The sequence below is a fragment of the Actinomycetota bacterium genome (genome assembly GCA_030684515.1).
GTDB lineage: Bacteria > Actinomycetota > Actinomycetes > S36-B12 > S36-B12 > UBA11398.
Genome location: JAUXVJ010000024.1, coordinates 93,228 through 120,090, shown reverse-complemented (window position 1 = coordinate 120,090; position 26,863 = coordinate 93,228). Strand labels below are relative to the sequence as shown.

23 protein-coding genes and 1 tRNA gene are annotated in these 26,863 nt (G+C 59.5%); 11 read left to right on the top strand and 13 right to left on the bottom strand.

Annotation, left to right across the window (positions count from 1 at the left end):
- The first annotated feature begins 38 nt into the window (after nt 1–38).
- Nucleotides 39–449: a protease inhibitor I42 family protein gene (locus Q8M73_09335; GenBank protein ID MDP2288748.1), complete on the top strand. Its 411-nt coding sequence runs from the start codon at nt 39–41 to the stop codon at nt 447–449.
- Here Q8M73_09335 and Q8M73_09330 read toward each other — a convergent pair.
- Nucleotides 436–1,233 (bottom strand): glutamate--tRNA ligase family protein, encoded by a 798-nt coding sequence (locus Q8M73_09330; protein ID MDP2288747.1) that lies wholly within the window; start codon nt 1,231–1,233, stop codon nt 436–438. The genes Q8M73_09335 and Q8M73_09330 overlap by 14 nt on opposite strands.
- A 142-nt stretch (nt 1,234–1,375) precedes the next feature.
- Here Q8M73_09330 and Q8M73_09325 point away from each other — a divergent pair, with 142 nt between their 5' ends.
- On the top strand, nt 1,376–4,033 hold the full coding sequence (locus tag Q8M73_09325; GenBank protein MDP2288746.1) for a glucosidase: 2,658 nt from the start codon (nt 1,376–1,378) through the stop codon (nt 4,031–4,033).
- Nucleotides 4,034–4,106: 73 nt separating this feature from the next.
- On the opposite strand, the gene Q8M73_09320 is transcribed toward Q8M73_09325, so the two are convergent.
- The gene (locus Q8M73_09320; protein ID MDP2288745.1) at nt 4,107–4,310 is read right to left on the bottom strand and encodes a cold-shock protein; all 204 of its coding nucleotides are present in this window, start codon (nt 4,308–4,310) and stop codon (nt 4,107–4,109) included.
- 375 nt (nt 4,311–4,685) lie between these two features.
- On the opposite strand from Q8M73_09320, the gene Q8M73_09315 reads away from it, so the two are divergent.
- Genes Q8M73_09315 through Q8M73_09300 form a run of 4 tightly spaced genes read left to right on the top strand, consistent with a single transcriptional unit; the run spans nt 4,686 to nt 7,970 of the window.
- Nucleotides 4,686–5,843, top strand: a complete 1,158-nt coding sequence (locus tag Q8M73_09315) for a CoA transferase (GenBank protein ID MDP2288744.1) — start codon at nt 4,686–4,688, stop codon at nt 5,841–5,843.
- 15 nt (nt 5,844–5,858) lie between these two features.
- Nucleotides 5,859–7,076, top strand: a complete 1,218-nt coding sequence (locus Q8M73_09310; GenBank protein MDP2288743.1) for a CoA transferase — start codon at nt 5,859–5,861, stop codon at nt 7,074–7,076.
- Between the two features lie 26 nt (nt 7,077–7,102).
- A complete protein-coding gene (locus tag Q8M73_09305; protein MDP2288742.1) occupies nt 7,103–7,435 on the top strand; it encodes a cupin domain-containing protein in 333 nt (110 codons plus the stop codon).
- Nucleotides 7,436–7,469: 34 nt separating this feature from the next.
- The gene (locus Q8M73_09300) at nt 7,470–7,970 is read left to right on the top strand and encodes a hypothetical protein (GenBank protein ID MDP2288741.1); all 501 of its coding nucleotides are present in this window, start codon (nt 7,470–7,472) and stop codon (nt 7,968–7,970) included.
- Nucleotides 7,971–7,987: 17 nt separating this feature from the next.
- Here Q8M73_09300 and Q8M73_09295 read toward each other — a convergent pair whose 3' ends face one another.
- Nucleotides 7,988–8,671 carry a helix-turn-helix domain-containing protein gene (locus Q8M73_09295; protein ID MDP2288740.1) on the bottom strand — a complete coding sequence of 228 codons (684 nt, stop codon included), beginning with the start codon at nt 8,669–8,671 and terminating at the stop codon, nt 7,988–7,990.
- A 220-nt stretch (nt 8,672–8,891) separates the two neighbouring features.
- On the opposite strand from Q8M73_09295, the gene Q8M73_09290 reads away from it, so the two are divergent.
- Complete coding sequence (locus Q8M73_09290) at nt 8,892–9,353, top strand: hypothetical protein (GenBank protein MDP2288739.1); 462 nt, start codon at nt 8,892–8,894, stop codon at nt 9,351–9,353.
- On the opposite strand, the gene Q8M73_09285 is transcribed toward Q8M73_09290, so the two are convergent.
- The 5 genes from Q8M73_09285 to Q8M73_09265 form a co-directional block, all read right to left on the bottom strand.
- Nucleotides 9,350–10,414 (bottom strand): diguanylate cyclase, encoded by a 1,065-nt coding sequence (locus tag Q8M73_09285; protein MDP2288738.1) that lies wholly within the window; start codon nt 10,412–10,414, stop codon nt 9,350–9,352. The two genes, Q8M73_09290 and Q8M73_09285, sit on opposite strands and share 4 nt — an antisense overlap.
- A 98-nt stretch (nt 10,415–10,512) precedes the next feature.
- Nucleotides 10,513–14,001, bottom strand: a complete 3,489-nt coding sequence (gene dnaE, locus Q8M73_09280; GenBank protein MDP2288737.1) for a DNA polymerase III subunit alpha — start codon at nt 13,999–14,001, stop codon at nt 10,513–10,515.
- A gap of 262 nt (nt 14,002–14,263) precedes the next feature.
- Nucleotides 14,264–14,968, bottom strand: a complete 705-nt coding sequence (locus Q8M73_09275; GenBank protein ID MDP2288736.1) for an SOS response-associated peptidase — start codon at nt 14,966–14,968, stop codon at nt 14,264–14,266.
- A gap of 41 nt (nt 14,969–15,009) precedes the next feature.
- On the bottom strand, nt 15,010–15,405 hold the full coding sequence (locus tag Q8M73_09270; protein ID MDP2288735.1) for a hypothetical protein: 396 nt from the start codon (nt 15,403–15,405) through the stop codon (nt 15,010–15,012).
- A gap of 172 nt (nt 15,406–15,577) precedes the next feature.
- Nucleotides 15,578–16,702, bottom strand: a complete 1,125-nt coding sequence (locus Q8M73_09265; GenBank protein MDP2288734.1) for a GntG family PLP-dependent aldolase — start codon at nt 16,700–16,702, stop codon at nt 15,578–15,580.
- An 81-nt stretch (nt 16,703–16,783) separates the two neighbouring features.
- Between Q8M73_09265 and Q8M73_09260 the strand changes: the two genes are divergently transcribed.
- Nucleotides 16,784–17,788, top strand: coding sequence for a DUF2889 domain-containing protein (locus Q8M73_09260; protein ID MDP2288733.1), 1,005 nt, complete (start codon nt 16,784–16,786; stop codon nt 17,786–17,788).
- A gap of 98 nt (nt 17,789–17,886) precedes the next feature.
- Here Q8M73_09260 and metH read toward each other — a convergent pair whose 3' ends face one another.
- A complete protein-coding gene (gene metH, locus Q8M73_09255) occupies nt 17,887–21,618 on the bottom strand; it encodes a methionine synthase (GenBank protein MDP2288732.1) in 3,732 nt (1,243 codons plus the stop codon).
- 226 nt (nt 21,619–21,844) lie between these two features.
- Between metH and Q8M73_09250 the strand changes: the two genes are divergently transcribed.
- Nucleotides 21,845–22,819 carry an NAD(P)-dependent alcohol dehydrogenase gene (locus Q8M73_09250; protein MDP2288731.1) on the top strand — a complete coding sequence of 325 codons (975 nt, stop codon included), beginning with the start codon at nt 21,845–21,847 and terminating at the stop codon, nt 22,817–22,819.
- Nucleotides 22,820–22,869: 50 nt separating this feature from the next.
- Here Q8M73_09250 and Q8M73_09245 read toward each other — a convergent pair whose 3' ends face one another.
- On the bottom strand, nt 22,870–23,313 hold the full coding sequence (locus Q8M73_09245; GenBank protein MDP2288730.1) for a hypothetical protein: 444 nt from the start codon (nt 23,311–23,313) through the stop codon (nt 22,870–22,872).
- 262 nt (nt 23,314–23,575) lie between these two features.
- On the opposite strand from Q8M73_09245, the gene Q8M73_09240 reads away from it, so the two are divergent.
- Nucleotides 23,576–23,905 carry a hypothetical protein gene (locus Q8M73_09240; GenBank protein ID MDP2288729.1) on the top strand — a complete coding sequence of 110 codons (330 nt, stop codon included), beginning with the start codon at nt 23,576–23,578 and terminating at the stop codon, nt 23,903–23,905.
- A 91-nt stretch (nt 23,906–23,996) separates the two neighbouring features.
- Here Q8M73_09240 and Q8M73_09235 read toward each other — a convergent pair.
- Nucleotides 23,997–24,082, bottom strand: a tRNA-Leu gene (locus tag Q8M73_09235).
- 89 nt (nt 24,083–24,171) lie between these two features.
- On the opposite strand from Q8M73_09235, the gene Q8M73_09230 reads away from it, so the two are divergent.
- Complete coding sequence (locus Q8M73_09230; GenBank protein ID MDP2288728.1) at nt 24,172–25,479, top strand: M20/M25/M40 family metallo-hydrolase; 1,308 nt, start codon at nt 24,172–24,174, stop codon at nt 25,477–25,479.
- A 166-nt stretch (nt 25,480–25,645) separates the two neighbouring features.
- Here Q8M73_09230 and Q8M73_09225 read toward each other — a convergent pair whose 3' ends face one another.
- Both Q8M73_09225 and Q8M73_09220 read right to left on the bottom strand, forming a co-directional pair.
- Nucleotides 25,646–25,852: a DUF5703 family protein gene (locus tag Q8M73_09225; protein ID MDP2288727.1), complete on the bottom strand. Its 207-nt coding sequence runs from the start codon at nt 25,850–25,852 to the stop codon at nt 25,646–25,648.
- 9 nt (nt 25,853–25,861) lie between these two features.
- Nucleotides 25,862–26,845, bottom strand: a complete 984-nt coding sequence (locus Q8M73_09220) for an aldo/keto reductase (protein ID MDP2288726.1) — start codon at nt 26,843–26,845, stop codon at nt 25,862–25,864.
- Nucleotides 26,846–26,863 lie beyond the last annotated feature (18 nt).

The window sequence follows — 26,863 nt, the reverse complement described above, 5'->3', positions numbered from 1 at the left end:
AAGTCGTTCATACTGTGAACACACCATTGGAGGTAGAGATGTCAGGAAAGCTTCGAATACTTGGCGCAGCGCTCGCTGTTGTTTCTGTTGGGCTGGCCGTGCCTGCAGCTGGAGCCTCGCCTGCTCCATTGGTGATCTCCTCGTTGAAGACGAATCAGGACTCAACTGTGTCGCTCAAGACGCTGCGCACTGTTCGCTTTGAGATTCCATCCAATGTCACGACCGGCTACCGCTACGAGATTGCCGTGCCCAAGAACACTGCCAAGTCCAAAGTCTCCAAGTTGGTGTACGTCGGTGATGCTCCTGCGATGCCTGGGTCAGGCGGAACTTCAGTTGTCACGGTCAAGCCAAGTCAAGCCGGTACCACTGCGGTGAAGTGGACGCTGATTGCTCCTGGTGGTGCCGTGACCTCGACCAGTACGGTCACCCTGAATTTCAAGAAGGCGTAATGGCCAGTGGTTCGGCAACTGCCTCCGCAAGTGCCTGAATCCTCTTGATCGTCCGGGCATCGAGAGCTGGTGGCAAGGACTCCGCGGATTTGGATTTCGACAACTTTCGGCCGTCGACGCCTTTCACCAGAGCGTGATGCAGGTATTGCGCGTGTTCGACATTTTCAGCACCGATGAGTCGTGCCAAGTAGATATGTGCTGCGCTTGCTGAAGTGAGATCAGCACCGCGCACCACATGGGTCGTCCCTAAGTCACGGTCGTCAATCACGTTGGCCCAGTGATAGGCAGGAATGGCATCGCGCCGCCAGAGTACGAAGTCGCCGAGTTGTGATTTCACATGGACCGGTAGGCCATTGACTTGGACTACGCAATCCTCAGAGACAACTACCCGAAGCACGGTCTCACCTTCGACAAAGGTCAAGTCCAGATCGCGACACGGGCAAGGTCTCTCAACAAGCAAGGTGCGAGTGCACTCGCACGCGTAGGTCATGTCATCTGGCACGAGCGCCAGCTGATTGCGCAAGTATCGGTGTCGGATGCGCAGATCGCACTGGAGATACTCATCAGGACCCGATGGCCCAATCTGCCAATCGATCTTCAAGGCCTCAAGCGCAGTGAATATGTAGTCGGCGTACTCAGGGCGGTATCGCTCTCGATCATCATCGTCGATTCGCAGAGCCAGTTGACCACCGTGCTGGCGCGCTAACCATGAAGTCACAAGTGCGTTGACCAGATTTCCCGCGTGCAGGTAGCCACTGGGTGTGGGGGCAAATCGAGTACGCACATCTGAAAGCATGCCTTGATTGGCATGCCTTCGGAGGCAGATTGTGGATGAGCGAAATATGCCACCCCGTTCGCCGCTGAAGATTGGCCATGGTGCGGTTGATCGCCAGCTACGGTGCGGGTGGTGATCTGAGAGGAATCCAATGTCATCTGCTGAAAGCGATCGTCTGGCGGAAGCCCGGTCAGGCGCTGCTGATTGGCGACGCTGGGGGACCTACCTCAGCGAGCGGGCGTGGGGCACGGTCCGTGAGGACTACAGCGCCGACGGCGATGCGTGGGGCTACTTCCCATTCGAGCAGGCTCGAAGTCGGGCCTATCGCTGGAATGAGGACGGTCTGGCTGGTTGGTGCGATCGCGACCAGACCATCTGCCTTGGCCTCGCGCTCTGGAATGAGCGGGACGCCATCTTGAAGGAACGCCCCTTTGGATTGGCAAATGAGCAGGGCAATCACGGCGAGGATGTCAAGGACTACTGGTTCTACACCGACAATCTGCCAACCCATGCCTATGCCTCGATGGTCTACAAGTACCCACAGGTGGCCTTCCCCTACGAGGATCTTCTCCAGGTCAATGCGCGGCGCAGCCAGGCCGAAGGCGAGTACGAGCTCTTCGATGCGCTGAAGGATGACTGGCTTGCCAATCGCTATTTCGATGTGGCAGTCGAATATGCCAAGTCCACCCCCGAGGATGTCTTCTGCCGCATCACCGTGACCAACCGTGGCTCGCAGGCAGCGCCGATCCACGTCATTCCGCAGATCTGGTACCGCAACACCTGGGATTGGGAAGTTGACGCGGTTGCGCCCACGATCAGCCTGGAGCGACCAGGGGTTGCATTCACACGCCACGAGGTCACCGGTGAGCGGTGGATCTTCGTGCAAAGCGATGCAGGTTCAACCCCAGAGTTCCTCTTCTGCAACAACCAGACCAACGCCCACCTCTTGTTTGGCTCCAAGAACTCCAGCGCACACGTCAAGGATGGAATCAACGATCGAGTCGTGAACGGCAAGCTCAATGCCACCAACAGCGACTCCGGATCAAAACTCGGACTGCACATCAAAGAGGTCATCGCGGCGGGGGAGTCGCTGACCGTCACCGTGCACTTTGCCACTGCAGATCTGCAGCTGCCCTTTGATGATGCAGATCAGGTGTTCGCCGCGAGGCGAGCCGAGGCTGACGCGTTCTATTCAGAGCTGGCAAGCCCCGATCTCAGCACTGACGAGCGACTCGTGCAACGACAGGCGCTGGCGGGCTTGCTGTGGTGCAAGCAGTTCTACCACTATGCCGTGCGTCGATGGCTTGAAGGAGATCCAACGCAGCCAACCCCGCCCGCTGAACGTTGGGAGGGCCGCAACGCCGACTGGCAGCATCTGATCAACAAGGACGTCATCTTGATGCCGGACGCGTGGGAGTACCCCTGGTATGCCGCCTGGGATCTTGCCTTCCACTGCGTGAGCCTTGCGATGATCGATCCAGACCTGGCCAAGGAGCAGGTGCTCCTGCTGTTGAGTTCCTACTGCCAGCACCCTCACGGACAGATTCCCGCCTACGAATGGGAGTTCGGCGACACCAATCCACCGGTGCATGCGTGGGCCACCTGGCAGGTCTATCAATTGGACAGACAGGCCAAGGGCCATGGCGATGCGGACTTCCTCAAGGCTGCCTATCGCTCCATCACCTTGGACGTGATGTGGTGGCTGAACCAGAAGGATGACAAGAACCGGGGCGTATTCGGCGGCGGCTTCCTGGGCATGGACAACATTGGTGTCTTTGATCGTGATCAGCCATTACCGACCGGCGGCAATCTGGCTCAGATCGACGGCACATCGTGGATGGCAACGCTCGTCCTGCAGATGCTGGAGATCACCGTGGAGTTGGCTCGCATCGACACGGGCTATGACCGGATGTTCGGCAGATGGGTCTGGGATGGCTGGTTGATTGCCAGTGCCATCGAAAAGGGGGCTGGGAACATCAGCTTCTGGAATGAGCGCACGAACTTCTATCACGACGTGATCGAGTTTCCCGATGGCTCTGCTCAATCGCTTGAAGTCTTCTCGATGCAGTCGATGGTGCCGCTGTTCGCGTCAATTTCGATTCCACTGACTGCTGAAGGTGAGTTGCGGGAGATCGCCGAGCGGATGGAAGTCCTCAAGGAGGCCTACGGGGGACCAGCAGTCAGCCTGCGGGCGATGGGCGGAGACGGCACGCACGTGTTGATCGCACTGGTACATGAAGAACGACTTGCCGCGATCTTGGACCGCTTGGTAGATCCCGATCAGTTCTTCTCGCCCTACGGCGTTCGTTCATTGTCGAAGGCGCACCAAGCCAATCCGTACACCTATCACGCAAACGGCCATGCCTATGAAGTCGCGTATATGCCGGCCGAATCCTCAACTCGGATGTTTGGCGGCAATTCCAACTGGCGAGGTCCGATCTGGTTCCCGATGAATTTCTTCCTGCTCCAGTCCTTGAACGCCTACGCACGTTTCCTGGGTGACACCTTCACGGTGCCCGATCCTGACGGCTCCGGACAAGAGGTCACCCTTGCCGAAGTTGGCGACATTCTCGCCAACCGGCTCTCATCAATCTTCGTTCGTGATGACCTTGGCCGGCGGGCAGTGTTGGGCGACAACGACTACTTCCAGCAGGACCCTTACTGGCGCGATCTCGTGCCGTTCTACGAATACTTCGATGGCGACGATGGCCATGGGCTGGGCGCCAGTCACCAGACTGGTTGGACTTCGCTGGTGGCTGTCCTACTGCAGTACGGCGGAAATCTCAGATTTACCGACTTCTCGCGATGAGCTGACTAGACCCCCAGAAACAACGAAAGGCCCGACATCGCTGTCGGGCCTTTCGCAATTGAGGAAGTCTGAATTAGACGACGCGGACCTTGTCGGCCTGAGGACCCTTTGGTCCCTGCGTGATCTCGAACTCCACGGTCTGGTTCTCATCCAACGAGCGGTAGCCGTCAGAATCGATTGCTGAGTAGTGGACGAAAACATCGGGGCCACCATCAGCCTGCTCGATGAAGCCGAAGCCCTTTTCAGCGTTGAACCACTTCACGGTTCCTTGAGCCATAATGCACATTCTCCTTAACGAAAAGCGTGGCGGACGGTCGTCCAACACGTGGCCAGCACGTTCACGCCTTCGTCCTTACTTCTGTGCAATTGCCCAGATGTTGCGAAGCCCGCCAATTGAAGCCGGAGCCAAAATCAGGCGGACAACTCAGGACCTTGGTGCTGATATGTCTGTACCTAGGAACATAGTCTCCCCTATCGACCCCCATGCTCGCCACATCAGGGTGTCTTTTCGAAGAAATTTTCCTGAATCCCTGATTATCTCGGTCCCCGATTGTCCCAGAGTCGGGCCTGAGGTCTTCTGCTCAAACCCATCCGAAAGCCTTCCCATGCCGGCATACTCGCGGCACCGAGAGCGTCATGTGAGGGGTACGGCATGCCTGGAGCGTTGGACGGAATCCGAATTCTGGATCTGAGTTGGGGAGTGGCAGGGCCCTTGGGAGTCATGCTGCTGGCCGACCTGGGTGCAGATGTCATCAAGGTGGAGCCGCCCGGCGGCGACCCATTCCGTGACGCCCCAGGTTCGCCGGTGTGGCATCGCAGCCGCCGCTCAGTTGTCCTTGACCTCAAGCAGGCTGAAGGCAAAGAAGCCTTCCTGAAGCTGTGCGATACGGCTGATGTCCTGGTCGAGGCGTTCTCCCCTGGCACGATGGCAGCACTTGGCCTGTCCTACGACGAGCTTTCTGCCCGCTGCCCCCGACTCATCTACGCATCAGTCCCGGCCTACCCCGAAGGCCACCGATACGCCGCGCGCCCCGGATGGGATGCCCTCGTTCAGGCGCGCTCGGGAGCTCAATACGAGCAGCCAGCCTGGCGGCCAGGACCGGCGCATCTGCACATGCAGATCCCGAGCATGGGCGCCTGCTTCCTGCTTGCCAGCGCCATCCTGGCCGCGCTCACGGCACGTGAGGACAGCGGCAAGGGCCAGCAGGTGAGCACCTCGCTCTACCAGGGGGTTTTGGCGTACACCACGATGCTGTGGCAGGACGTGGAGCACCTGAACGCCCCCGATTCGCTTGTGATGGCTAAGACCTACCCACCCGGAGTGCACCAGGTTTCGATCTATGAGTGCGCCAACGGTGAATGGATGCATGCCAACGTGAATGTCGGTCGCGTCGCCACTCGCACGATGGAGGAGATCCTTGGCGTGGCGCCAGTCGATCAGGCGCGCTTCATGACCGATCTGGCGTACCGAGCAGAGCATCAGCAGGTCCTGCGGGAGGCCTTCATCACGCGGGATCGCGCACAACTGTGCGAGGAGTTCTTCGAGGCCGGTGTCGGGGCCGATCCGATCCTCACAGCCGTCGAGGGTTTCGCCTATCCGCAGACGCGTGCCAACAACATGGTGGTCTCGGTGGCAGACCCCGAGTTCGGCCAGATGGAGCAGTACGGCATTCCCGCCGTGCTCTCAGAAACCCCCGGTGCTGTCCAAGGCGGTCGTCCTGGGGTAGGCGAGCACTCACGCAAGATCCTCTCGGAACTCGGTTACGACGACTCCACGCTGGATCGGCTCACAGCCGACGGCGTGATCTGATCAGGAGACACACACATGCCCGGACCACTTGATGGCGTCCTCGTTCTTGACCTCGGCCAGTTCCTGGCCGGCCCCTATGCGCCGATGATCCTCTCTGACCTTGGCGCGACCGTGATCAAGGTTGAGCCCACTCGAGGTGACTCGATGCGCTACGGAGCACCCTTCATCGGCTGCCAGCGCGGAAAGCTGGATCTCGCCTTGGATCTCAAGCAGCCCGAGGCCGCGGAGATCGTGCTTCGACTCGCTGAGAAGGCCGATGTTCTGCACCACAACATGACCAAGGGAACTGCGACCCGGCTCGGGGTCGACTATGACCAGGTGACCGCGCGCAATCCGGAGATCGTGTACTGCAATACCTATGCCTACGGCTACGAGGGGCCGATGTCGATCAGCGGTGGGATCGATCCGCTGTATCAGGCGGTTATCGGCTTGGAGTATGAAGCCGGTGGCACCCAGCACGGCAACCCGCCGATGTACATCCGCTTCGGCATGTGCGACACCGCCAATGCCTTCGCATCAGTGGTGGGCGTGCTCAGTGCGCTCTATCACCGCAAGAAGACGGGCAAGGGACAGGATGTGTGGACCTCGCTGCTGAATGGCGGGGCCATGTTCATGTCGGAGCTAGCGCTGCTGGCCGACGGCTCCGCAGCGCCGACGCGTCCAAGTCTGGACAAGGAGCTCACCGGCCTCTCGCCCTGCTACCGCCTCTACAAGACGCAGGAGGGCTGGATCCAGGTCGCGGCGACCACCGCGCAGGAGTGGGCAAGCCTTTGCGCCCTGCTGGGCAAGCCCGAATTCGGCTCGGATCCGCGCTTTGCGAGCTTTGCCGCGCGGGCAGCTGCCCGCGCTGAGATCGAGCCACATTTCGAGGCCGCCTTCGACACCCGCACTGCACTGGTCTGGGCACAGTTGTTCGACGCGCAGGGAGTGCCTGCCGAGATAGCCGTCGACACGCGCAATGGGGATGCGGTCCTGCATGACGGCGACAATGAGCGCTTGGGCCTGGTGGCGTCCTATGACCACCCAATGCTGGGGCACATGACCCAGTTCGGCCGGCTCATGGACTTCTCTGACACGCCAACTGGCGATTTCGGTCCGCCACCCATGCTCGGCCAGCACAGTCGGGCGATCCTCAGCAGGTTCGGCTGGTCGGAGTCGGAAATCGATGGATTGATTGAGCGCGGCGTTGTCTATCAGGCGGCCGAGGGCGTGCCCTACCCCTGGCCTTTGTAGTGCGGCACATTCGGTCCGCAGAGCTCTTGAGCGCCGAAGGTGTGCATGCATCTGGCGCCCCAGGTCTTGACCTGACGTGGGTTCAAGGCCCCACCACCAACGATGAATTGGATGTTGGTGTTGTGAAAGTCGCAGCCGGCGCTCAGACACCTGCACACAGCCATCACAAGGGACAAGTCATTGTCGGTGTTTCTGGGCAGGGATTTGTTGAACTGGACGGTGAACGTGTCGTGGTGAATCAGGGCGATGTGGTGATCTGTCCGGCTGGGGAGTATCACGTGCACGGTGCTGCAGCCGAGCAGAGCTGGGAGCACCTGACAATCACAACTGGCACTCACGGTGGCGCTCCGGCTCAGTAGCCGTGCACCATCGCGCTGCTGACACAATGCGCGCGTGAGCGAGCCAGAAGTAGAAGTAGTGCGGCCCAATACCGGCCGGCAGAGTGCGTCGGCGCTCTACGGACTCATCATTGCGTGCGCAGTTCTAGCCACTGCAAGTCCTGATGCTCGACTGGTCGTTGTTGCTCTTACAGTGATCGGCACCTTGGCCATCTACTGGATTGCTGAGACCTACGTTCACGTCATGGCTGCTCGTCAAGCCCAGCACCGCGAACTCACTCGAGCGCAGTTCGCCGCGATAGCCAAGGACGGCTTGCCGCTGATCACTGTGACCTTTGCGCCACTTCTAGCCCTGCTTGTGGCGGCGCTGCTGGGACTGAGTGCTGAGTTAGGCGAGAACATCGCGCTCGCGATCAATATCGCTCTTCTGCTCACCTTCGGGTATCGGATGAGCAGGGACGCCGGAATTCGCGGCATGCGACTGGTCATCTCAACTCTGCTGGCGGGATTTCTTGGTCTGGCAATGGTGACGCTGAAGATCTTCCTGAATCACTGATTGAACAAATGGAGCCCTCAGTGCTCAGCGCGCTTGGCATGCGGCATGCGCTGCATGGCTTCCAAGGTGGCGTCTTGTCCCGGTGAAGGTGGCAAGGTACCGATGTCTTCGGCGCCGAATGCCTGAAGCAGATAGCTGATGAGTCGCCGGCGGGCCGCGGGGGCTGCTGTACCGGCGGCATTGATCACGCCGGCATTGGCCATCAGGAGAAAGATGAAATCCTCGGCCGCGAAATCTGATCGCAGTCCGCCGGCGGCCTGGGTGCGCTGCATCAGTTCCATGAACCCAGCGGTTCCGCGATCGCGCGCTGCCTCAATATCGGGGGCCATCGGAAAGCGCATGGTCAAGACATCGGTGAAACCACGATCAGCCGCCTGCATGTCACAGATCAATCGAATGTAGGTAGGAAAGGCCACGCAGGGGTCAGGTTCAGTGAGCGCATGCTCTACCGCATCGGCCCAGGCTTCCATCTTCTCCTGGAAGGCCGCCACGATCAGGTCATCACGGGTGGGAAATCGGCGATACAGGGTGGCAATGCCGACCTCGGCATGGCGAGCAACTTCATCAAGGGGAGCTTCCACTCCACGCTCGGCGAACACTTCGCGCGCGGCATCAAGAATCTTGCGACGATTCAACTCGGCATCTCGCCTTAGATGAGCGTCGGCTCTCCGCGATACAGGTGCCTGCGCTGTTACGGTCATCGTCGAAGGCTAACGGCACAAGGTGTCGGGTCAAGACCTCTGTTAGCCTAGGTTCTGGAGCGAAACTTCCATTTAGATGACTGGGGTTCGGCCTTGAACACTGCTCTTGGAGTAGCGCAAATTGCCTTGACGTTGCACATGGACTTTGCTGAGCACATGACTGCGCCCGCCGCAGCACTGTCATTCGGCAACGACACACCGTCAAGGGGTCGATAGCGCGATGAATTCACACGAGCGTGAGACCGCTGCCACGCACCACAAGCCTGAGTGGTTGGGCAGCATCACAGGCGATAACGTCGATCTGGCGCGAGTTGAGCTTCTGCTGGGCATTGATCCGTTGTTGTGGTGGGTGCTCGCGGTCGATGTGGACTTCAATGATTTCGGCAAGCAGTCCGTAACGGCGATGGCGGTTCCAGCAAAAACTACGAGGTCAGCATTAATGGACCTCTACAGCCAGGGTCTCTCCGTTCCGGTGACGGCATTTGAGGCAGTGATGTACGAGGCGTCGCCGCTGGGCACTCCTGATGCCACGATGCCCGATCAATTGCCAGTGAGCTCAGCGGCAGAGTTCTTGATGTATGGCTTCAAGCACCTGGAGATGCGGCTGCACGTGGGTTGGGCCGATCTGCCTGAAGATCTCCTACTGGAAACCGCGAACACCATCCGCGTTGAGGCAAGTTAAGAAGCATCGTGTGATCGGTGTTGTGCGCGTCGCGCGTACATGTCCCGATCGGCCTGCCGCATCAACTCTTCGAAGGTGCTCACCGTGGGGGCAGTAATCGCGCCGCCTACTGTGACTGCACCGGGCCACTTCTGAGCGTTGATGTCACCTTGCATGAGGATTGCGTCAATGCGCTGATTGAGTGCTTCGGGCGGCCAGGGATCGCCGATGCCGAGAATCACGAATTCATCGCCGCCCCACCGGGCGATGAGATCGTCTGGCCGTACCGCCGCCGCAATCGCATTGGCGGTGGCAATGATGACTTGATCGCCGAAGTCGTGGCCGTGTAGGTCATTGACGTCTTTCATTCCGTCGATATCAACGAAAAGCGCGAAGACCGGCTGCTGTTGGGACTCCGCGAGCTTCATCAGCTGTGGAGTGAGTGATTCCAGGCCTCGCCTGTTGAGCATGCCCGACAACGGGTCAATCTTTGCCAGGTTCTTCTCATGCGCCAGTGCATTGGCAAGCGCGTCAATGCCACGCATGCGTAGCCACAGCAGGACGATTCCGATGAAGAACGCGGCAAGTGAAACCATGAACCAGTCGACAAATGCCGGGGGAGTGATGCGTGATGCGACCCAGGCGCAACCGATCAACATGGGGATGCCTGCGATGAGAGCAGCCCGGTAGTCCAAGATCAGAGGCGCGAATGCACCCATCACGATGAGTGCATAGACCAAGCCTGTCGGCGGCAGATACAGCCCCTCTTGCAGTTGCAGGGAGCAGACGAGGATGACCGAAGTTGCGGCCGTAATCCAAGGAACGCTGCGCGCGGGTACCCAATCGCGACCGATGACGAGCGATACGGCTGCGACGATGACTGAGGCGATGAGTACTGGCGAGTTCTCCTTGAACGAAGGAGTGACGCCGATGAGCGCGTTCAGCATGCCCAGCACAAAGGTCACGGCGGCTCCGGCGCCAGCAATCCATGGGGTTTCGCGTTTGGCGACGTCCCAGCGGAACTCAGCGAGCTCTCGTGAGCTGAGCTCTGCAGGAGCGTTGATGTCGGTTGAGGTCGGCATGGTCGACTCTCTGTGGGAGAAGCGCTATCGGGAGGACAGGGAGCCAATGTTGACACAGACGACATTGAGAATCGAATCTGTCATGGAGTGACTGTTGGTCACCGACCACTGCTGCCCTGGCTTGAGTGATACAGCTTTCCGGTCGGGCCGGCGGGCTGGACATCGGCGTATGGCGAGAGCTGGTAGCCCGTGGGAAATACATGGGGCCGGCCACTGCGCTGTTCCACCGGAACTGCCCTCTCATGCATCAGACGTTCGCGAATCTGATCGATGCCTCCGGTACGCCACTGACGGTCAAGGGCGCCAAGTTCCCAGGCTCCAGTTGCGCGAATAGAGACACCACGGGCTCCAGTGCGACGCACATGTCCGCGCACTACGAGCATCCAGGACTGGAAAACCGTGTTGGCGTAAGGGGTTTGAGCGTCGGAGAAGAAGGTTGCATCAGAGGGGCCAGTGCCGTCGTCAAGGGTCAAGAAGACCACTCGCTTGCCTCCTCGAACAGCGGGAGTCTGGGTAGCGACCTTCACGCCAGCAATGAGCACCTCTTGCTCGGAGTGGCAGGTGAGCAGATCAGCTGCTGGCGTGACTCCCAGTTCAGTGAGCAGGGCTCGGTAGCTGTCCATCACATGCTTGGTGACATCCAGTCCGAGCAGTTCCAGCTCGGTGCGAACTGCCCAGTTGGGGGTGATCTCTGGCCAGCCAGAAACGGGGACATCGCTGATATCCCCTGCAGTGTCCAAGCAGAGTTGCCCAGAGCTCACGTGCACGGGATGTCGGGCCATCTGCTCGATGTGCACCAGGAGATCGCGTCTGCTGACTTGAGTGGAAGGGCGAGTGAGGTGATTGATGTTGATGCCGTACAGCGCATCGAAAGCACCCAGCAGTACGAGGTGTTCAAGGATCGGTCGGCTGATGCCGCCGCGCTGCCAGGCATCTGACAAGCCGGAGTACGGCTGACCATGGATCAGCCGCGCGACCTCGTCCTCACTGATGCCCTTGACCTCGGTGAAGGGCATGCGCACACCTTCACCCTGCGGGGTGCGTTCGACCTGGTAGCTGTCACTGGAGATGTTGATGTGGAGTCCCAGGATCTGGATGCCGAAATTTCGGGCATCAGCCAGCAGTAGGCGCTTGGGGTACATCCCGGGATCGTGCGTGAGAATCCCGGCGTAGAACGCGGCTGGGTAGTGGGTCTTCAACCAGGCGGATTGATAGGTCGGCAATGCGAACGCAGCGGCATGTGCCTTGCAGAATCCAAAGGAGGCAAAGGATTTCAGGACCTCCCAGATCTCCTCTACTGTGGCAAGGCTGTAGCCGCGCTGCAGTGCTTTTGGGTAGAACCACACACGCGTGGCATCAATGGCCTCGGTCGTGCTCATTGCGCGGCGGATCTCATCTGCCTCGGCCAGTGAGCAACCCGTCATGACTTCTACGATGCGCATCACCTGTTCGTGGAAGATCACCACGCCCTCAGTCTCCTGCAGGATGGGTTGGAGGTCAGGGTGAATGAAATGCGGCAGATCCCAGCCATGACGAGACTTCAAGAAGGGCGTGATCATGTCGCTCTTGACTGGTCCTGGACGAAACAGCGAGATGTCGATGATCAGATCGTTGAAGGTTTCCGGGGCGAACTTGCCGATCAGTTCTCGTTGCCCGGGGGATTCGATCTGGAAGCAGCCAAGGGTGCGCGTTGACTGGATGAGCGCAAAGGTTGCTGGGTCATCAAGGGGCACAGTGCTCAGGTCGACAGCGACTTCTTGAGTGCGAGCGATCTCATCAAGGGCAAAGGCGATTGAGGATTGCATGCGCACGCCCAGGACATCGAGTTTGAGCAAGCCCATGTGTTCGACGTCATCCTTGTCGAACTGGCTCATGGGGTAGCCCGCTGCGCTGGATTGAATTGGCGTGCGTTCGAGCAGGCTGGTGTCAGAGAGCAGCACTCCGCATGGATGCAGTGCCATCAGGCGAGGCAGACCATCGAGTGCTTCAACTCGATCAAGGAAGCCATCGAGTCTGCCTTGAGCCACTAACACTCCGAGTTGACTGCTTTGCAACTCAGGCAGATCAGCAAGAGCTGAGCGCGCATTACGCGCGCGAATATGTGGAAAGGACTTTGCGAAGTTATCGATGTCAGACGCGTCCATGCCCAGCGCCGCACCTACATCGCGGATCGCTTGCCGCACCTTGTAGGTCTCCATCATCGAAACGCAGGCCACCCGGGAGGCGCCGAAGCGTTCGTAGATCAGGTCGTAGACCTCAAGGCGTCGCGCTGACTCAACATCGATGTCGATATCGGGAAGCTCAGTGCGCAGGGTGGAAAGGAAGCGTTCGAAGACAAGGTTATGGGCCAGTGGATCAACGTCATTGATGCCAAGGAGATAGGTGACCAGGCTGCCCGCGCCAGAGCCGCGAGCCGCCACTCGTACTCCGCGTTCTCGAATCAGGTCCACCACTTCAGCCACGGTCAGGAAATAGCCAGCAAAGCCAAGGGTCTGGATGGCTTGCAATTCTTCGTCGAGACGAAGGCGAGCGCGACTGTGATCAGCAGTCGAGGGATATCGCGAGGGGATGCTCTGCTGGCAGCGCGCAGTGAGCAAGGACTGCGCGGCCGCAACGTCGTCGCTTGCAGACGCGCCAGTGATGACATCGAACTCCGGAACAAAGACTGAACCAAGCCCGATGTCACGAGCGGGGTCCAATGCGCACGCCTCCATCAACAACCAGGTATCGCGGTGCATGAGTGCTGGAGCGATGCCAACGAGCTGCGCGACCTCCTGCACTCGGATGTCAAGATCGGCAGGGGAGTCCAAAGTGGCCTGCCCGTTGTTCATCAGCAGCCGCAGACTCTTGACCCGTGTCATGCGTCGGGTGGCGTCCAAGATGTCGGCAGTGCGGGCATCGTGAGCATCCAGATACCGCGCATTGGACGTAAAGATCACCCGAGCCCCATGCGCGCGCCCCCACTCCCACATCCGGGCCGCATGCAAGGCCGACCACGCCTGTCCACGCGGGCGGCGGTGATTGCCGATGGCAATGGCAAGCCCTGACCCGGTGATCGAACGCCAGTGCAGCAGGGTCTGCTCAGCGGCGCGCAAGCGACCATGCAGCAGATGGCTGCCGAGTTCGGAGTCAGGGCCAAGCAGGGTCACCACACCTGAGTGATGAGCCAGCACATCGGCGGCTTCGAGCACTGGAGTGCTGTACTTCTGGACATTGGCGTGGGCAGCTGAGATCAACTGACACAAGCTGGCCCAACCGGCAATGGAGCCAAGGGCTAGAAACACCACGCGCGGGAGTTCTTCAACTGCGTAGGCCCTCTGCCGGGTGCTGCCGCGCGGAACGTGGGTAACAGAGGCGTCGACAACTGTGGGGATCACAGCGAGATCGACACCGACGACTGGAGCAATGCCGGCACTCATGCAGGCGCGCACCCACTGCACTGCACCAGAGATGCCATCGCGATCGGTCAGGGCGATGATCCGGTGACCATCGGCAGCTGCTCGCTCAATAATGCGATGCGGGGTTGCTGTGCCGTACCGCATTGAGTAGCTCGAGGCCACTCGAAGATGGGGCCACTGCAGTGCCATGGGTCTCCCGGGTCGATGGGGTGGAATTCGACCCTGCTCTCGACCCTGATTGTTCGACCCGTGCTGCTTCGACCCGTTTTCAACCCACGACCCACGCCTTGGACTGTGAGCCTCACCGGGCCCGGGGTCGAATCGAGCCCGGTGAGACCGCAAGCCCTGGACTCACTCGCGAAGCCAGTCCAGAATTATCGAACACATGTTCGAACACAGCGCAAGGTAGTCCCGAGTACTGACAGTCGTCAACCCGGGGTTGGCAAGTGCGTCAGTCGAAGTCGAAATCAATGGGCTCGCGCAGCGATGGCCCTTCAGATCTCGATGAATTCACCGCGGGGGAGACCGGGTGCGGCTCGACGACTGCGGGTGGCAGCTCGTTGACGTCTACCTGATGGGAGTTGTCCAGCCACCAATCCCAGCGGGCCGGGGGAACGATCACCGGCATCCGGTCGTGGATCTGCTCCAGATTCGGCGCAGCAGCGCGAGTCAGCAGCGTGCACGTCAGCTGCCAAGGGTCAGTTCGGGTCGGACGCCACCACTCATACAGGCCGGCGATGGTCAGGATGTCGCCATCTGGATGCTCCATGCAGAACGGCTGTTTCTTCGGCTTGCCGGCTGCGTTGAGTTGCGAGGAGACGTACCACTCGTAGTAGCCGTTGACCGGCACGAGGCAGCGACGACGGGCGTAGGCATCGCGGAACGAAGGCTTCTCATGCACCGTCTCAGATCGGGCATTGGTCAGTTTGTTGCTGATCGACGGATCCTTCGCCCACCAGGGGATCAAGCCCCAACGCGCGATTTCCAAGGAGCGCTCAACTGCGCCTTCGTCGTCGCGCTTGTCCACAACGATGTAGAGATCCTTGGAAGGAGTCAGGTTGTAGTCGGGCTCCAGCAGGCGCTCAGGGAACAGGGTCGCCTTCAGAAAACTGGAGATCTCAGACTGGCTCTGCGAAAGGATGATGCGCCCGCACATGACCTAAGCCTTGCAGGCCCAGGTCATGTGCAAGGACCGCACTATGTGGTTTTTTGGTGACTGTGCGCCAGCAGTGCCCAGATGACGAAGACATCGAGCGCAATCAGGATGGTGGTGCCAACTGGGTTGTAGGGAAGCCAGGCAAATAGCGATACTGCGCTGAGCGCAGCCAGAACCGCACCCAGCAACCGCGCCCACGTCTGTCCTGCCAGCACGAAGCCGCCAGAGAGAATGAGCAGGACGCCAAGAATGAGGTGGATCCAACCCCAGGTGGCAATGTTGAAGGAGAAGACGTAGTTGTTCACGACTGCGTAGTAGTTGTCGTGCACGACAGCGGTAAGACCTTGGAAGAACTGCGCCAGCCCTGCAATTAACAGCAGAAGTGCTGCAAAGTACCGAGCACCGACAGGAATACTGCTTGGTTGACCGTAACTCATGCTGACTCCTCGATGAGAACCCTGAGGTTCGCTGGTGTTCAGAGGGTGCTGAACGCCTTTGAACGTATACCCGGCGAAGTCCAAGATGACGTTGCGTTACACGTGTTTCGGCGTGTTTGCAGGGATGGAAGTCCTCAAGAAATGGACAGACATGGACGATTCGGACGAGTGACTACTCCGTGGCTGTCATGGCGTCTGCACTTGCGGCAATGACCTCACGGATCTGTTGCTCGTCGATACCGCGATGCGTGACCGCTCGTATCTGTCCATGGTCATAAGCCATGAGCGCGATGCCTTGATCTCGCAGGTGTTGCAAGTACGCAGTGCGTCGCGCATGGCCACCGGCAACCTTGAACAGCACGAAATTCGTCATCACTCGACTGGGGTCAAGCGCGATGCCTTCTGCTTGCGCGCAACCCCCGGGGCTGAGAACGCCCGATTGCTCGGAAAGCCCCTCAGCCAGTAGCCGGGCGCACATGTGGTCATCGGCCAGGCGCTTGATCGTCCCGAATTCATCATCGCCGAGCGCGACGAGACCGGCCGCGGCAAGCACTCCTGCCTGCCGCATGCCGCCGCCCAGCAACTTGCGCGCTCGCCGAGCTCGCGCGATGAACGCCTCAGAGCCCACCACCATGCTGCCGGCAGGCGTCGACAGGCCCTTACTGAGACAGAACATTGCTGAATCAGCTTCCTGCAGCAGTTCATCAACAGGAATGCTCAAGGCAATTGAGGCATTGAAGATTCGAGCTCCATCAACGTGAATCGGCAGGCCATCGGGAAGAGTCAGTCGAAGTGCTCGAATGTATCCAGGTGAGATGGGACGACTCATGCTGTGGGCATGACAGTTCTCCACCACGACCAGACTTGTCGGCGCACCGTGGAGATCGTCCGGATCATTGATAGACGAGATCACCGACTCCAAGGGCATTTCACCGGTTGAGTTCTCAATGATGGGACGAATGCCAGCACTGGCGACGACTGCATAGTTGGCAGCCTCATCGCGAAGCACGTGGGATTCAGAAGGCGCGATCATTTCTCCACCGCGTGGCACATGCGCCATCACGCTCACGAGATTGCCCATAGTCCCTGACGCAACAAAGAGTGCTGCCTGCTTGCCTGTCAGCTCACTGGCGCGTGCCTCGAGTGCATTGACAGTGGGATCCTCGCCGTACACATCGTCACCCAGGGGGGCGGTTGCCATTGCATCGAGCATGGCTTGAGTCGGATGCGTGACGGTGTCAGAACGCAAGTCGATACGAGGCTGAACCATGTGCGGCGCTGAAGGTCCATAGCTCATGCCGGTCACGCTACCTGTTGTTCACCCGGTGAATACATTGAAAACTACACGGCCAGAAATCGAACATGCCTATCCTCCTATATGCCTTTTGAGTGGCCCTTCGGATCTCGTGTCCTCACTGCCGATGTCCTTGGCCCATCTCAGCCGACTCCGCCTCGTCGCCTTGGATCTGTGCGACGCACAAGCACAGTCGACATGAATTGGCCAAAGGGTCTGGATCACGACGTGCACTGCGAAGGCACCTGTCGCGATTTGATGACCACCTCAGTGGGCGAGACCTGGGTCATTGACCTTGCGACCGTGACCGCCTACATCTCGCCCGAACGCTTCTATGTGGCGCTGGCATCGATTCCGGATCGCCCAGCTCTGCAGGAACTCATCGGAGCGCGCGGAGCAGCCGGATCTCGAACGAAAATGGGTCAGTTGATTCCGGACGACAAGGAGCAGGGCACGGCCCTGTATCTGTTGATGGATGACGTTCCATCCGCCGCACTGATCTCGGGCCAGATCAGATATGAATGGATTGCGCCCGAAGATCGCCCGGTCTTCAAGGGCACCTTGAACATGATGGAAGACATCTGCATCGGCCACGCAGCTGGATCCAGTCATCACTCACCCGATGAAGGAATCATGGCCACCCAGCAGACCCGGCCGGTCCCACCACTTCGCGACACATCGGATCCACTGGGCTGGCATGAGCATGCCGCCGATGATCGTGGTCCTTCGATGCGCAGAGCCCGGCGAATAGACGTGTGGTTGGAAGATGGACAGATCCAAGTCGATACCTTCTTCCAGGACAGTGGCATCAATCCCGACGGTGTTCGATTCGCCGTTCATGAATACACCTTGCGCGCCTCCGTTGATATGGACGGGGTGCTGACCTCAGTCAGTGCAGAACCACGAGTGCTGCCGTTCGACACCTGCCCGGCCGCTGTGCTCAATATTTCAAGGATGGTAGGCACAGAAGTTTCTGACTTCAGGTCCACTGTTATCAGGACTCTGCCTGGCGTTCTGGGCTGCACCCATCTGAATGACATGCTGCGGTCCTTGGCCGAAATTCCGATTCTGGCAAGAAACCTGAACTAGAGCCACGAGCAGATTCCCAGCATGCGGACTACAACATTCCTGATGTTCACAGGGAATGCCCAAGCCTGGCAGCTGAATCTCGCGTGATGCCGCAGGCACTACTCGTCGTCGGTTCGGTATCCGAGGTTCGGCGACAGCCAGCGCTCAGCCTCCGCGACGGTCCACCCCTTGCGCGCGGCATAGTCGGTGACCTGATCGCGACCGATCTGTCCAACCACGAAGTACTGCGACTGAGGATGTGAGAAGTACAGACCGCTGACAGCCGCGCCTGGCCACATGGCCATGCTCTCGGTCAGTTCGATTCCAGTGTTGGCCTGGACATCAAGCAACTGCCAGATCGTCTGCTTCTCGGTGTGCTCGGGGTTGGCCGGGTAACCCGGTGCAGGCCGAATGCCGACGTACTTCTCCTTGATGAGTTCCTCGCTGTCGAGTTGCTCGTCAGGCTGGTAGCCCCAGAACTCCTTGCGCACACGCTCGTGCATCCGCTCAGCAAAAGCCTCTGCAAGGCGATCAGCCAATGACTCCAACAGAATCGCGCTGTAGTCGTCGAGCGCTTCCTTGAATTCGATGACCTTGGCAGCACTGCCGAGCCCCGCGGTGACGGCAAAGGCACCGACGTAGTCCGCAAGCCCGGAATGCTTGGGCGCGACAAAGTCCGAGAGGCTGCGATGCGGGATTCCCTCGCGATGCTCGCTCTGCTGGCGTACTTCGCGCAGAGTCTGGAGCACCTCGGTGCGTGACTCGTCCGCATACACCTCAATGTCGTCATCGTTGATCGTGTTGGCCGGAAACAGGCCGATGACGCCAGAGGCTTTCAGCCACTTCTCGTTGATGATCTGGTCGAGCATCACCTGCGCATCGTCGTAGAGCTTTCGTGCTGCTTCGCCGGAAGCTGGGTTATTGAGGATGTCGGGGAACTTGCCCTTCATCTCCCAGGCATTGAAGAAGGGCTGCCAATCGATGTATTCACGCAGCTCGGCAATGGAGTAGTCGTCGAACACCTGCACGCCTGGTGTGACTGGCTTTGGCGGTTGGTAGCCAGACCATTCAATCGCTGTCTTGTTGGCGCGTGCCTTGTCAATGGGCAGGATGACCTTCGCATTGGCGCGTGCTGCATAGCGTTCACGCAGCGAGTCATAGTCCACCTGCAGATCAGCGAGCAATGCCGGGCGTTGGTCATCCGACAGCAGCGCGGCGACAACGGGCACAGAACGTGATGCGTCCTTCACCCAGACGACCGGACCGTGATACTTCTGATCGACCTTCACAGCGGTGTGGGCGCGCGAAGTGGTGGCACCACCAATGAGCAATGGAATATCCAAGCCCTGTCGTTCCATCTCCGTGGCGAAATTCACCATCTCGTCCAGTGAAGGCGTGATGAGACCAGACAGGCCAATGATGTCCGCCTTGTGCTCTTTGGCGGCGTCCAGAATCTTCTGCGCCGGCACCATGACACCCAGGTCGATCACCTCATAGTTATTGCACTGAAGCACCACACCGACGCTGTTCTTTCCGATGTCGGGCACGTCGCCCTTGACCGTGGCCATGATGACCAGCCCGTTGCTACGGCCGGCGTCATCTGGATGCTTCTCCGCCTCGATGAAGGGGATGAGGTAGGCGACGGCCTTCTTCATCACGCGTGCTGACTTCACGACCTGCGGCAAGAACATCTTGCCCGCGCCGAAGAGATCGCCGACCACATTCATGCCTGCCATCAATGGACCCTCGATGACCTCGATGGGCCTGCCGCCACGCTCTTGGATGAGCAGGCGAAGTTCCTCGGTGTCAGTCTCGGCGTAATCGTCGATGCCCTTGACCAGGGCGTGGGTGATGCGCTCATCGACAGGAAGTTCACGCCATTCTTCGTTGGCGCCTTCCACCTTCATGCCATCTCCAGCGAAGTCGGCCGCGATCTCAAGCAGTCGCTCAGTTGCATCGGCACGACGATTCAGGATGACGTCTTCAATGCGCTCGCGAAGAGTGGCGTCGATCTCGTCGTATACAACCAGTGCACCTGCATTGACGATGCCCATGTCCATGCCAGCAGCAATCGCATGAAACAGGAACACACTGTGGATCGCCTCGCGCACGGCGTTGTTGCCGCGGAATGAGAACGAGACATTCGAAACGCCGCCAGATACCAAGGCGCCGGGCAGGTTCTGCTTGATCCACCGAGTTGCCTCGATGAAGTCGACTCCGTAATTGGCATGCTCCTCGATGCCAGTTGCAACGGCGAAGACATTCGGATCGAAGATGATGTCTTCAGCGGGGAAGCCAACCTCGTTGACGAGGATGTCGTAGGCCCGTTGACAGATCGCCTTGCGACGCTCGAGGTTGTCGGCCTGCCCTTGTTCGTCAAAGGCCATCACGACAACCGCCGCACCGTATTTGCGACACAAGATCGCTTCGCGGCGGAACTTCTCCTCGCCCTCCTTCATGGAGATCGAGTTGACGATCGGCTTGCCTTGAACACAACGCAGCCCAGCTTCGATCACCTCGAATTTGGACGAGTCGATCATGAGCGGTACGCGGCTGATGTCAGGCTCAGAAGCAACGAGCTTGACGAAGCGATCCATGGCTGCGACGCCATCGATCATGCCTTCATCCATGTTGATGTCGATGATCTGAGCACCGCTCTCGACCTGCTGGCGCGCGACTGAAAGCGCAGTGCCGTAATCGCCATCGCGTATGAGATTGCGGAATCGTGCGGAGCCCGTGATGTTGGTGCGCTCACCAATATTCACAAACAGTGACTCAGGAACAATCGTCAGCGGCTCAAGACCAGACAGCCGGCAGGCGGGTTCGATCACTGGAGGAATGCGCGGCGTGATGCCTGCCACGGACTCCGCCATCCGCGCAATGTGATCCGGTGTCGTACCGCAGCAACCACCGAGCAGGTTGAGCAATCCACTTTCAGCGAACTCGCGCACGATCGCTGCGGTCTGCTCAGGGGCCTCGTCGTACTCGCCAAAGGCATTGGGCAAGCCGGCGTTGGGGTAACAGGACACGAAGCAGTCAGCGATGCGGGACATCTCCGCCAGATATGGGCGCATCTCGTCAGCACCAAGAGCGCAGTTCAACCCCATGAGCAGCGGTTTGGCGTGACGCATGGAGTTCCAGAATGCCTCGGTGACCTGACCAGAGAGCGTGCGTCCGGAAGCATCAGTGATCGTGCCGGAGATCATGACCGGCCAGCGTCGCCCTCGTTCCTCGAACAGAGTTTCAATAGCGAAGATCGCGGCCTTGGCATTGAGGGTGTCGAAGATGGTCTCCACGAGCAGCAGATCTGCACCGCCATCGACGAGCCCATTTACCTGTTCGAGATATGCCGTTGCGAGCTGCTCGTAGCTGACGTTGCGCGCGCCGGGATCATTGACATCGGGGGAGATGGACGCAGTACGCGTTGTGGGTCCGACCGCTCCCGCTACAAAGCGAGGTCGTGAGGGATCAAGTGCTGTGACTTCATCGCATTGTGCTCGAGCCAGACGAGCTGACGCGTAGTTCAACTCATAGGCGAGGTCTTCCAAGGCGTAATCCGCGAGTGAGATCCGCTGGGCATTGAAGGTATTGGTCTCGATCAGATCCGCGCCAGCGTCCAGGTACTCACGATGAATGGCGCTGATGGTGGCGGGCTGTGTAAGGCTCAATAGGTCGTTGTTGCCCTGCAGATCTCCTGCAAAGTCAGCAAAGCGTTCGCCGCGATAGTGAGCCTCGTCGAAGGTATAGCGCTGAATCATGGTGCCCATGGCGCCGTCGAGAATCAGCACGCGTTCCTTAAGCAGGCGCGTCAAGACATCTGTTGCATCAGGACGAATCTGGGGTTCGAACATTCACGCCTCCAAGACCGGAGGCGCCCTTGTTCTGTCGTGCGCACATCGAGCGTGGCGGGTGTTCGCCCGTCGCAGCGCCCCTCGATTGCTGGGAGCCAATCTACCTGAATCGCTCAGATGCAAAGCACGCGGCTCGTGAGCTTGCCACCAGCAGAATGAGGGAGCAGTCGGTTTCGGGCCCATGATCTGAGGGAATATCGCCCTGCCTGGCCAATAAGGTGGACCTGTGAAGGCAGCCGTCGGCAGCATCTACGGTCCTCCTGAAGTCGTCCAGGTTCGCAATATTCCAGAGCCCATTACTGGCGAGCATGACGTGCTCATCAAAGTCCACCTCGCCACCGTGAATCGGACCGACTGTGGCTTCAGGTCTGGCAAGCCAGCGATCGTTCGACTCTTCAGCGGACTCGCGCGGCCCAAGTTCACGGTACTCGGAACTGAGTTCGCAGGGGTCATCGAAAGCATCGGTGGGCAGGTATCAAGATTCGCAGTTGGCGACCGGATCTTCGGCTACAACGAGGGCGGATGGGGGGCTCATGCGGAGTACCTGTCGATCGCAGAAGACGGACCACTGGCGACCATTCCCTCTCATCTGAGTTTCGCGCAGGCCGTAGCCAGTACGGAGGCTTCCCACTACGCCTTGGCCTCAATTCGCAAGACTGGGGTCCGCAACGGCGACGATGTCCTGGTCTACGGAGCCACGGGAGCCATTGGCAGTGCTGCTGTGCAATTGCTCAAGGTCGTGGGCGCCAATGTGGTTGCAGTCTGCGACACCCAGCACATTGAACTCGTCAAGGGATTGGGTGCGGATCGAGTCATCGATCGCCTGGCCGAGGACTTCACCAAAGACGAGCAACGATTCGACCTGGTATTCGATGCGGTTGGCAAGAGCACCTTCGGCAAATGCAAGCCGTTGTTGAAGCCGCGTGGCATCTACGCGACCACTGACTTGGGGCCTTGGGCCCAGAATCCGATCCTGGCACTGACAACTCCGCTGTTGCGGTCCAAGAAGGCGATGCTGCCCATCCCGCAGTCATTCGACAGGGAACTTGCTGAGTATTTTCGCGGCCTGATCGACTCAGGTCAGTTCAAGCCGGTCATCGACAGGGCGTATCCATTGGATGAGATCGTGGACGCCTACCGTTACGTCGAGACTGGCCAGAAGATCGGCAATGTCCTGTTGACGATTGTTGATGAGGACTGATCTCCTGAATCGTTCTACCGTCAGCTCGGCGGTCACGCCGAATCAGCAGTTCAAAGCGCGCGAAGCACCAGCAGGAACTGCCCGCCGCCGGCTTGGACTTCAGTTGCCACTGCCAAGTCCGGCGCGAATCGGGAGACTCGGTCAACGAGCCACTCGGCCGCCTGATCGGCGTCGGCTTGGCTGGGGCAGCGGGCCACGACCTCCTTGCCACCTTTGCGGGTCAACCGATCGACGGTAGACACGATCGGGGCCGGATCAACCACGAACAAGTCTGAAGACCACGGCACGACGGGCGTGATCTTGCCCTTGCGTGTGTTGCAGGAACGGTGTGCGAGACGCTCGGATGCTGCGGAAGCCTTCTTGCCCTTGGGTGACAAGCCACCATCAATGCTCGGGCCGCGATCTGCGTTGACGGATGCCTCGGGGTCGACAGGTTCATCGCACAGCCAGCATCGCCAGCCGTCACGCTCGCCGATCTCATTGAGGTCGCTCATGTGTGCAGGTTACGGGATTTCATTTCATCCGATTGGGCGGCGGAATGCACGCGCGATCCACGAGCCTAGGTCTGCTAGTCGTGGCAGTCGCGGATATTCCGGTACACGCCCACCTGCACAAAGCATGAGTACGGACCCGCGATGCGAATGGAGTCATGCCTGCAAAGCGGGTCGTGGGTAGTCCAGGGCCGCTTAGGGTGATTCGCCCGCTCCTCGCCTGTCCGCGCGATAGTTTCCGAGGCAGTTGCTACTGGGGGATGCCATGTCGAATGTGGAAGTCAATGAGTACGAGGCGGCACTGCGTGCCGGTGATCACGCTGTCAGCGTGATCCGATGGGCTCAGCCGCTAAGGACTCTCGGTTGGGTTCTCGTGGGCGGCGCGGGTTTTATCCTGTTGCTCGGCATCATCTCAGCGATGGTCGCGGCCTCGCAAGGCACGGGGAACGCTGCGATGTCGATCTTGTTCTCAGCGATCGTGGTGTCAGTCGCGGCGCTAGTGCAGGGCGCGTTGGTGCTGGTCCTGACGAGCTACCTGCTGATGAGAGCAGAGTGGACGTCATTCCGGATCGGACGCGAGCTGGCTGACGACTGAGGTTGGACCAGTCGAGCGGCCCAGTTGCGCCCTCGTCGCTGCGACGTGTGGTGAGACGCAAAATTCCCCCCACAAGTGTGAGGGGAGAGCGTGTCCGAGGGGGGACTTGAACCCCCATTCCCCGTAAAGGGAACTAGCACCTCAAGCTAGCGCGTCTGCCTATTCCGCCACCCGGACTCATCGCTGTGAAGCGACCGGTGAACTATACCTGCAACTCGCGGGGCGTGGGTCTCGCCCCGGTTTGCATCGCGCGGCAGGATGCTCACATGGCCGCTGATTCCTCGGATGTAGTGACACTGACCCAGGAGCTCATCCGCATCGACACGAGCAATTTCGGTGAATCAGCCGAGACTGTCGGTGAGGCAGCGGCTGCGGACTATGTAGCCGAACGCATGCGCGAGGCCGGTTGGGATCCAGAGATCATCGTCACGAGCAGTGACTCTCGGCGATGTGTTGTCCTGCGGGTGCCTGGCACTGATCCCACTGCCGGAGGGCTTCTGGTGCACGGCCATCTTGATGTCGTGCCGTCGATCGCGTCGGAATGGTCGATGCCCCCGCTGGGCGGGCTCATTGAGGACGGGTTCATCTGGGGCCGTGGGGCCGTGGATATGAAGGACATGGACGCCATGATTTTGGCTGTCCTGCGTGACTGGGGACGCACAGGCTTTCGTCCCCGACGCGACATGGTCTTCGCCTTCCTGCCCGACGAGGAGGCGGGTTCAACACATGGATCCTTGTGGTTGGTGGCCAACCGACCAGAGCTCTTCGTGGGTGTCACGCAGGCCATCGGAGAGGTTGGTGGGTTCAGCGTCACCGTCAATGATGATCTGAGGTTGTATCCGATCCAGACGGCTGAAAAGGGTCTGAAGTGGATGCGGCTGCGCATTGCAGCTCGCGCCGGACACGGCTCCATGATTCATCATGACAACGCAGTCACGGAGATGGCTGCGGCGGTGACTCGTATCGGTCAACACCAATGGCCGATCCGCAAGACTCCCACTGTCCAGCGCTTTCTGGATGAGCTGTCGGATGCCTTCCAGGTCGACTTGAGCGATGCCAATGAGCAGGAACTGCACGCGCGCCTGGGCACCTTGGCCTATGTCGTGGGAGCAACGCTGCAGAACACCGCCAATCCGACAGTTCTTGATGCTGGCTACAAGGCCAATGTCATTCCTCGCGAGGCCACTGCGCAAATTGATGGGCGATATCTGCCGGGCTTCGAAGAGGAGTTCGATGAGACGATTCGTGAATTGGCTGGTGAGTTGGTCGAGTTCGAGTTCATCAACACCGGCATTGCTGTTGAAGCTCCGTTGGACACCGGACTCTTTGATCTGATGGCCGCTGCGTTGCGCGCTGAGGATTCAACAGCGCGCGCTGTTCCGTACATGATCTCGGGTGGCACAGATGCCAAGTCTTTCGCCGGATTGCAGATCGAGTGCTACGGCTTCTCGCCGTTGAAGATGCCGGCGGATCTGGACTACTGGCGGCTGTTCCATGGAGTTGACGAGCGAGTGCCGATCGAAGGACTTGAGTTCGGCGTGAAAGTGCTTGATCGTTTCCTTCGCGGTTGCTGAGTTGGTCACCATCGACGAGGTCGCCGAGATCTCGATGGCTACAACGCTTACCTGATCCAGCTCAACAAAGTGACGAAGAAGCAGCTGAAAGAAGTGCTGTTGGATGCGCGGCTGGTGTGTGCGCTTGCACGCCTGAGCGAGAAGTACTTGCGGTAGTTGCGTGCCCTTAGGCGGTACGAACGACCCGGTACACCCGTCGGCGAAGCCTGACTTTACGACGGCCATCGGGAAACACTCTCGACTGTTGAAGCTCCCAGTGGCCGGTATCAGCGGCGCCCGTCATGAGCTGCCGTGCGGCTTCGCGCGAGGTGCCGCGCGGCAATGCGATCTCGCGGTACTCCCACTGCTGCGTGGTAGCCGTGCGGATCGCCATTGACAAAACCTACCTCTGCTGGGCCCAACCTGCTTCGGGATAGCTCGCAGCCGGCGCTGACACTTCGTCAAGTGCGCGACTGATTTCCTCGGGAAGCTCGAGTTCTTCGCTTGCCAGGGCAGCAATCAACTGGCTGTTGTTGCGTGCGCCGAGAATCGGGGCGACAACACCTGGACGGTCGCGCAGCCACGCAAGAGCGACCTCTGTTGGCGATGCGCCAAGGCCGTCGGCGGCAGTGGCTACAGCATCAACAATTCGACGTCCTCGCTCATCCATGTAGACCTGCACCCAACCAGCAAAGTCAGCATTGCCACCACGCGAATCTGCCGGAGTGCCATGCCGATATTTGCCGGTGAGGACTCCCCGACCAAGTGGAGACCAGGGAAGGATGCCAAGCCCAAGTGCCTGGGCGGCCGGAACGATTTCGCGTTCGATCCCTCGTTCGAGCAGCGAGTACTCCATCTGAGCGGTGACAATCGGGGCTCGACCAGGAATTGCGCGTTGCCAGGTTGCAGCGCGTGCCGTCTGCCATCCGCTGTAGTTCGAAATGCCGATGTAGCGAGCCTTGCCGCTGCGCACGATGTCGTCACAGACCGAGAGGGTCTCCTCCATCGGAGTCAGTGGATCCCAGGCGTGCAATTGCCACAGGTCGATCGTGTCCGTGCGCAATCGCTTCAGAGAGGTGTCGATCGCCTTCATGAGGTGATGGCGCGAAGCGTCATAGCGCCGATCTGTGTCAGCGCTGCTGACAGCCTTGGTGGCCAAGACGACCTGATCACGAATGCCGAACTCCTCGACCAGCTCGCCCAGCAGTTGTTCTGAGATTCCGTCGACATAGACATCGGCGGTATCAATCAGCGTTCCACCTGCGTCAATGAATGCCGCGAGCTGATCGCGAGCCTCATATTCATCGGTGCTGCGTCCCCACGTCATGGTGCCTAGGGCCAGGCGCCCTACCCACAAGCCGGAGCGTCCAAGGGGGCGTTGTTGCATGCTCGAACGGTACCTGTG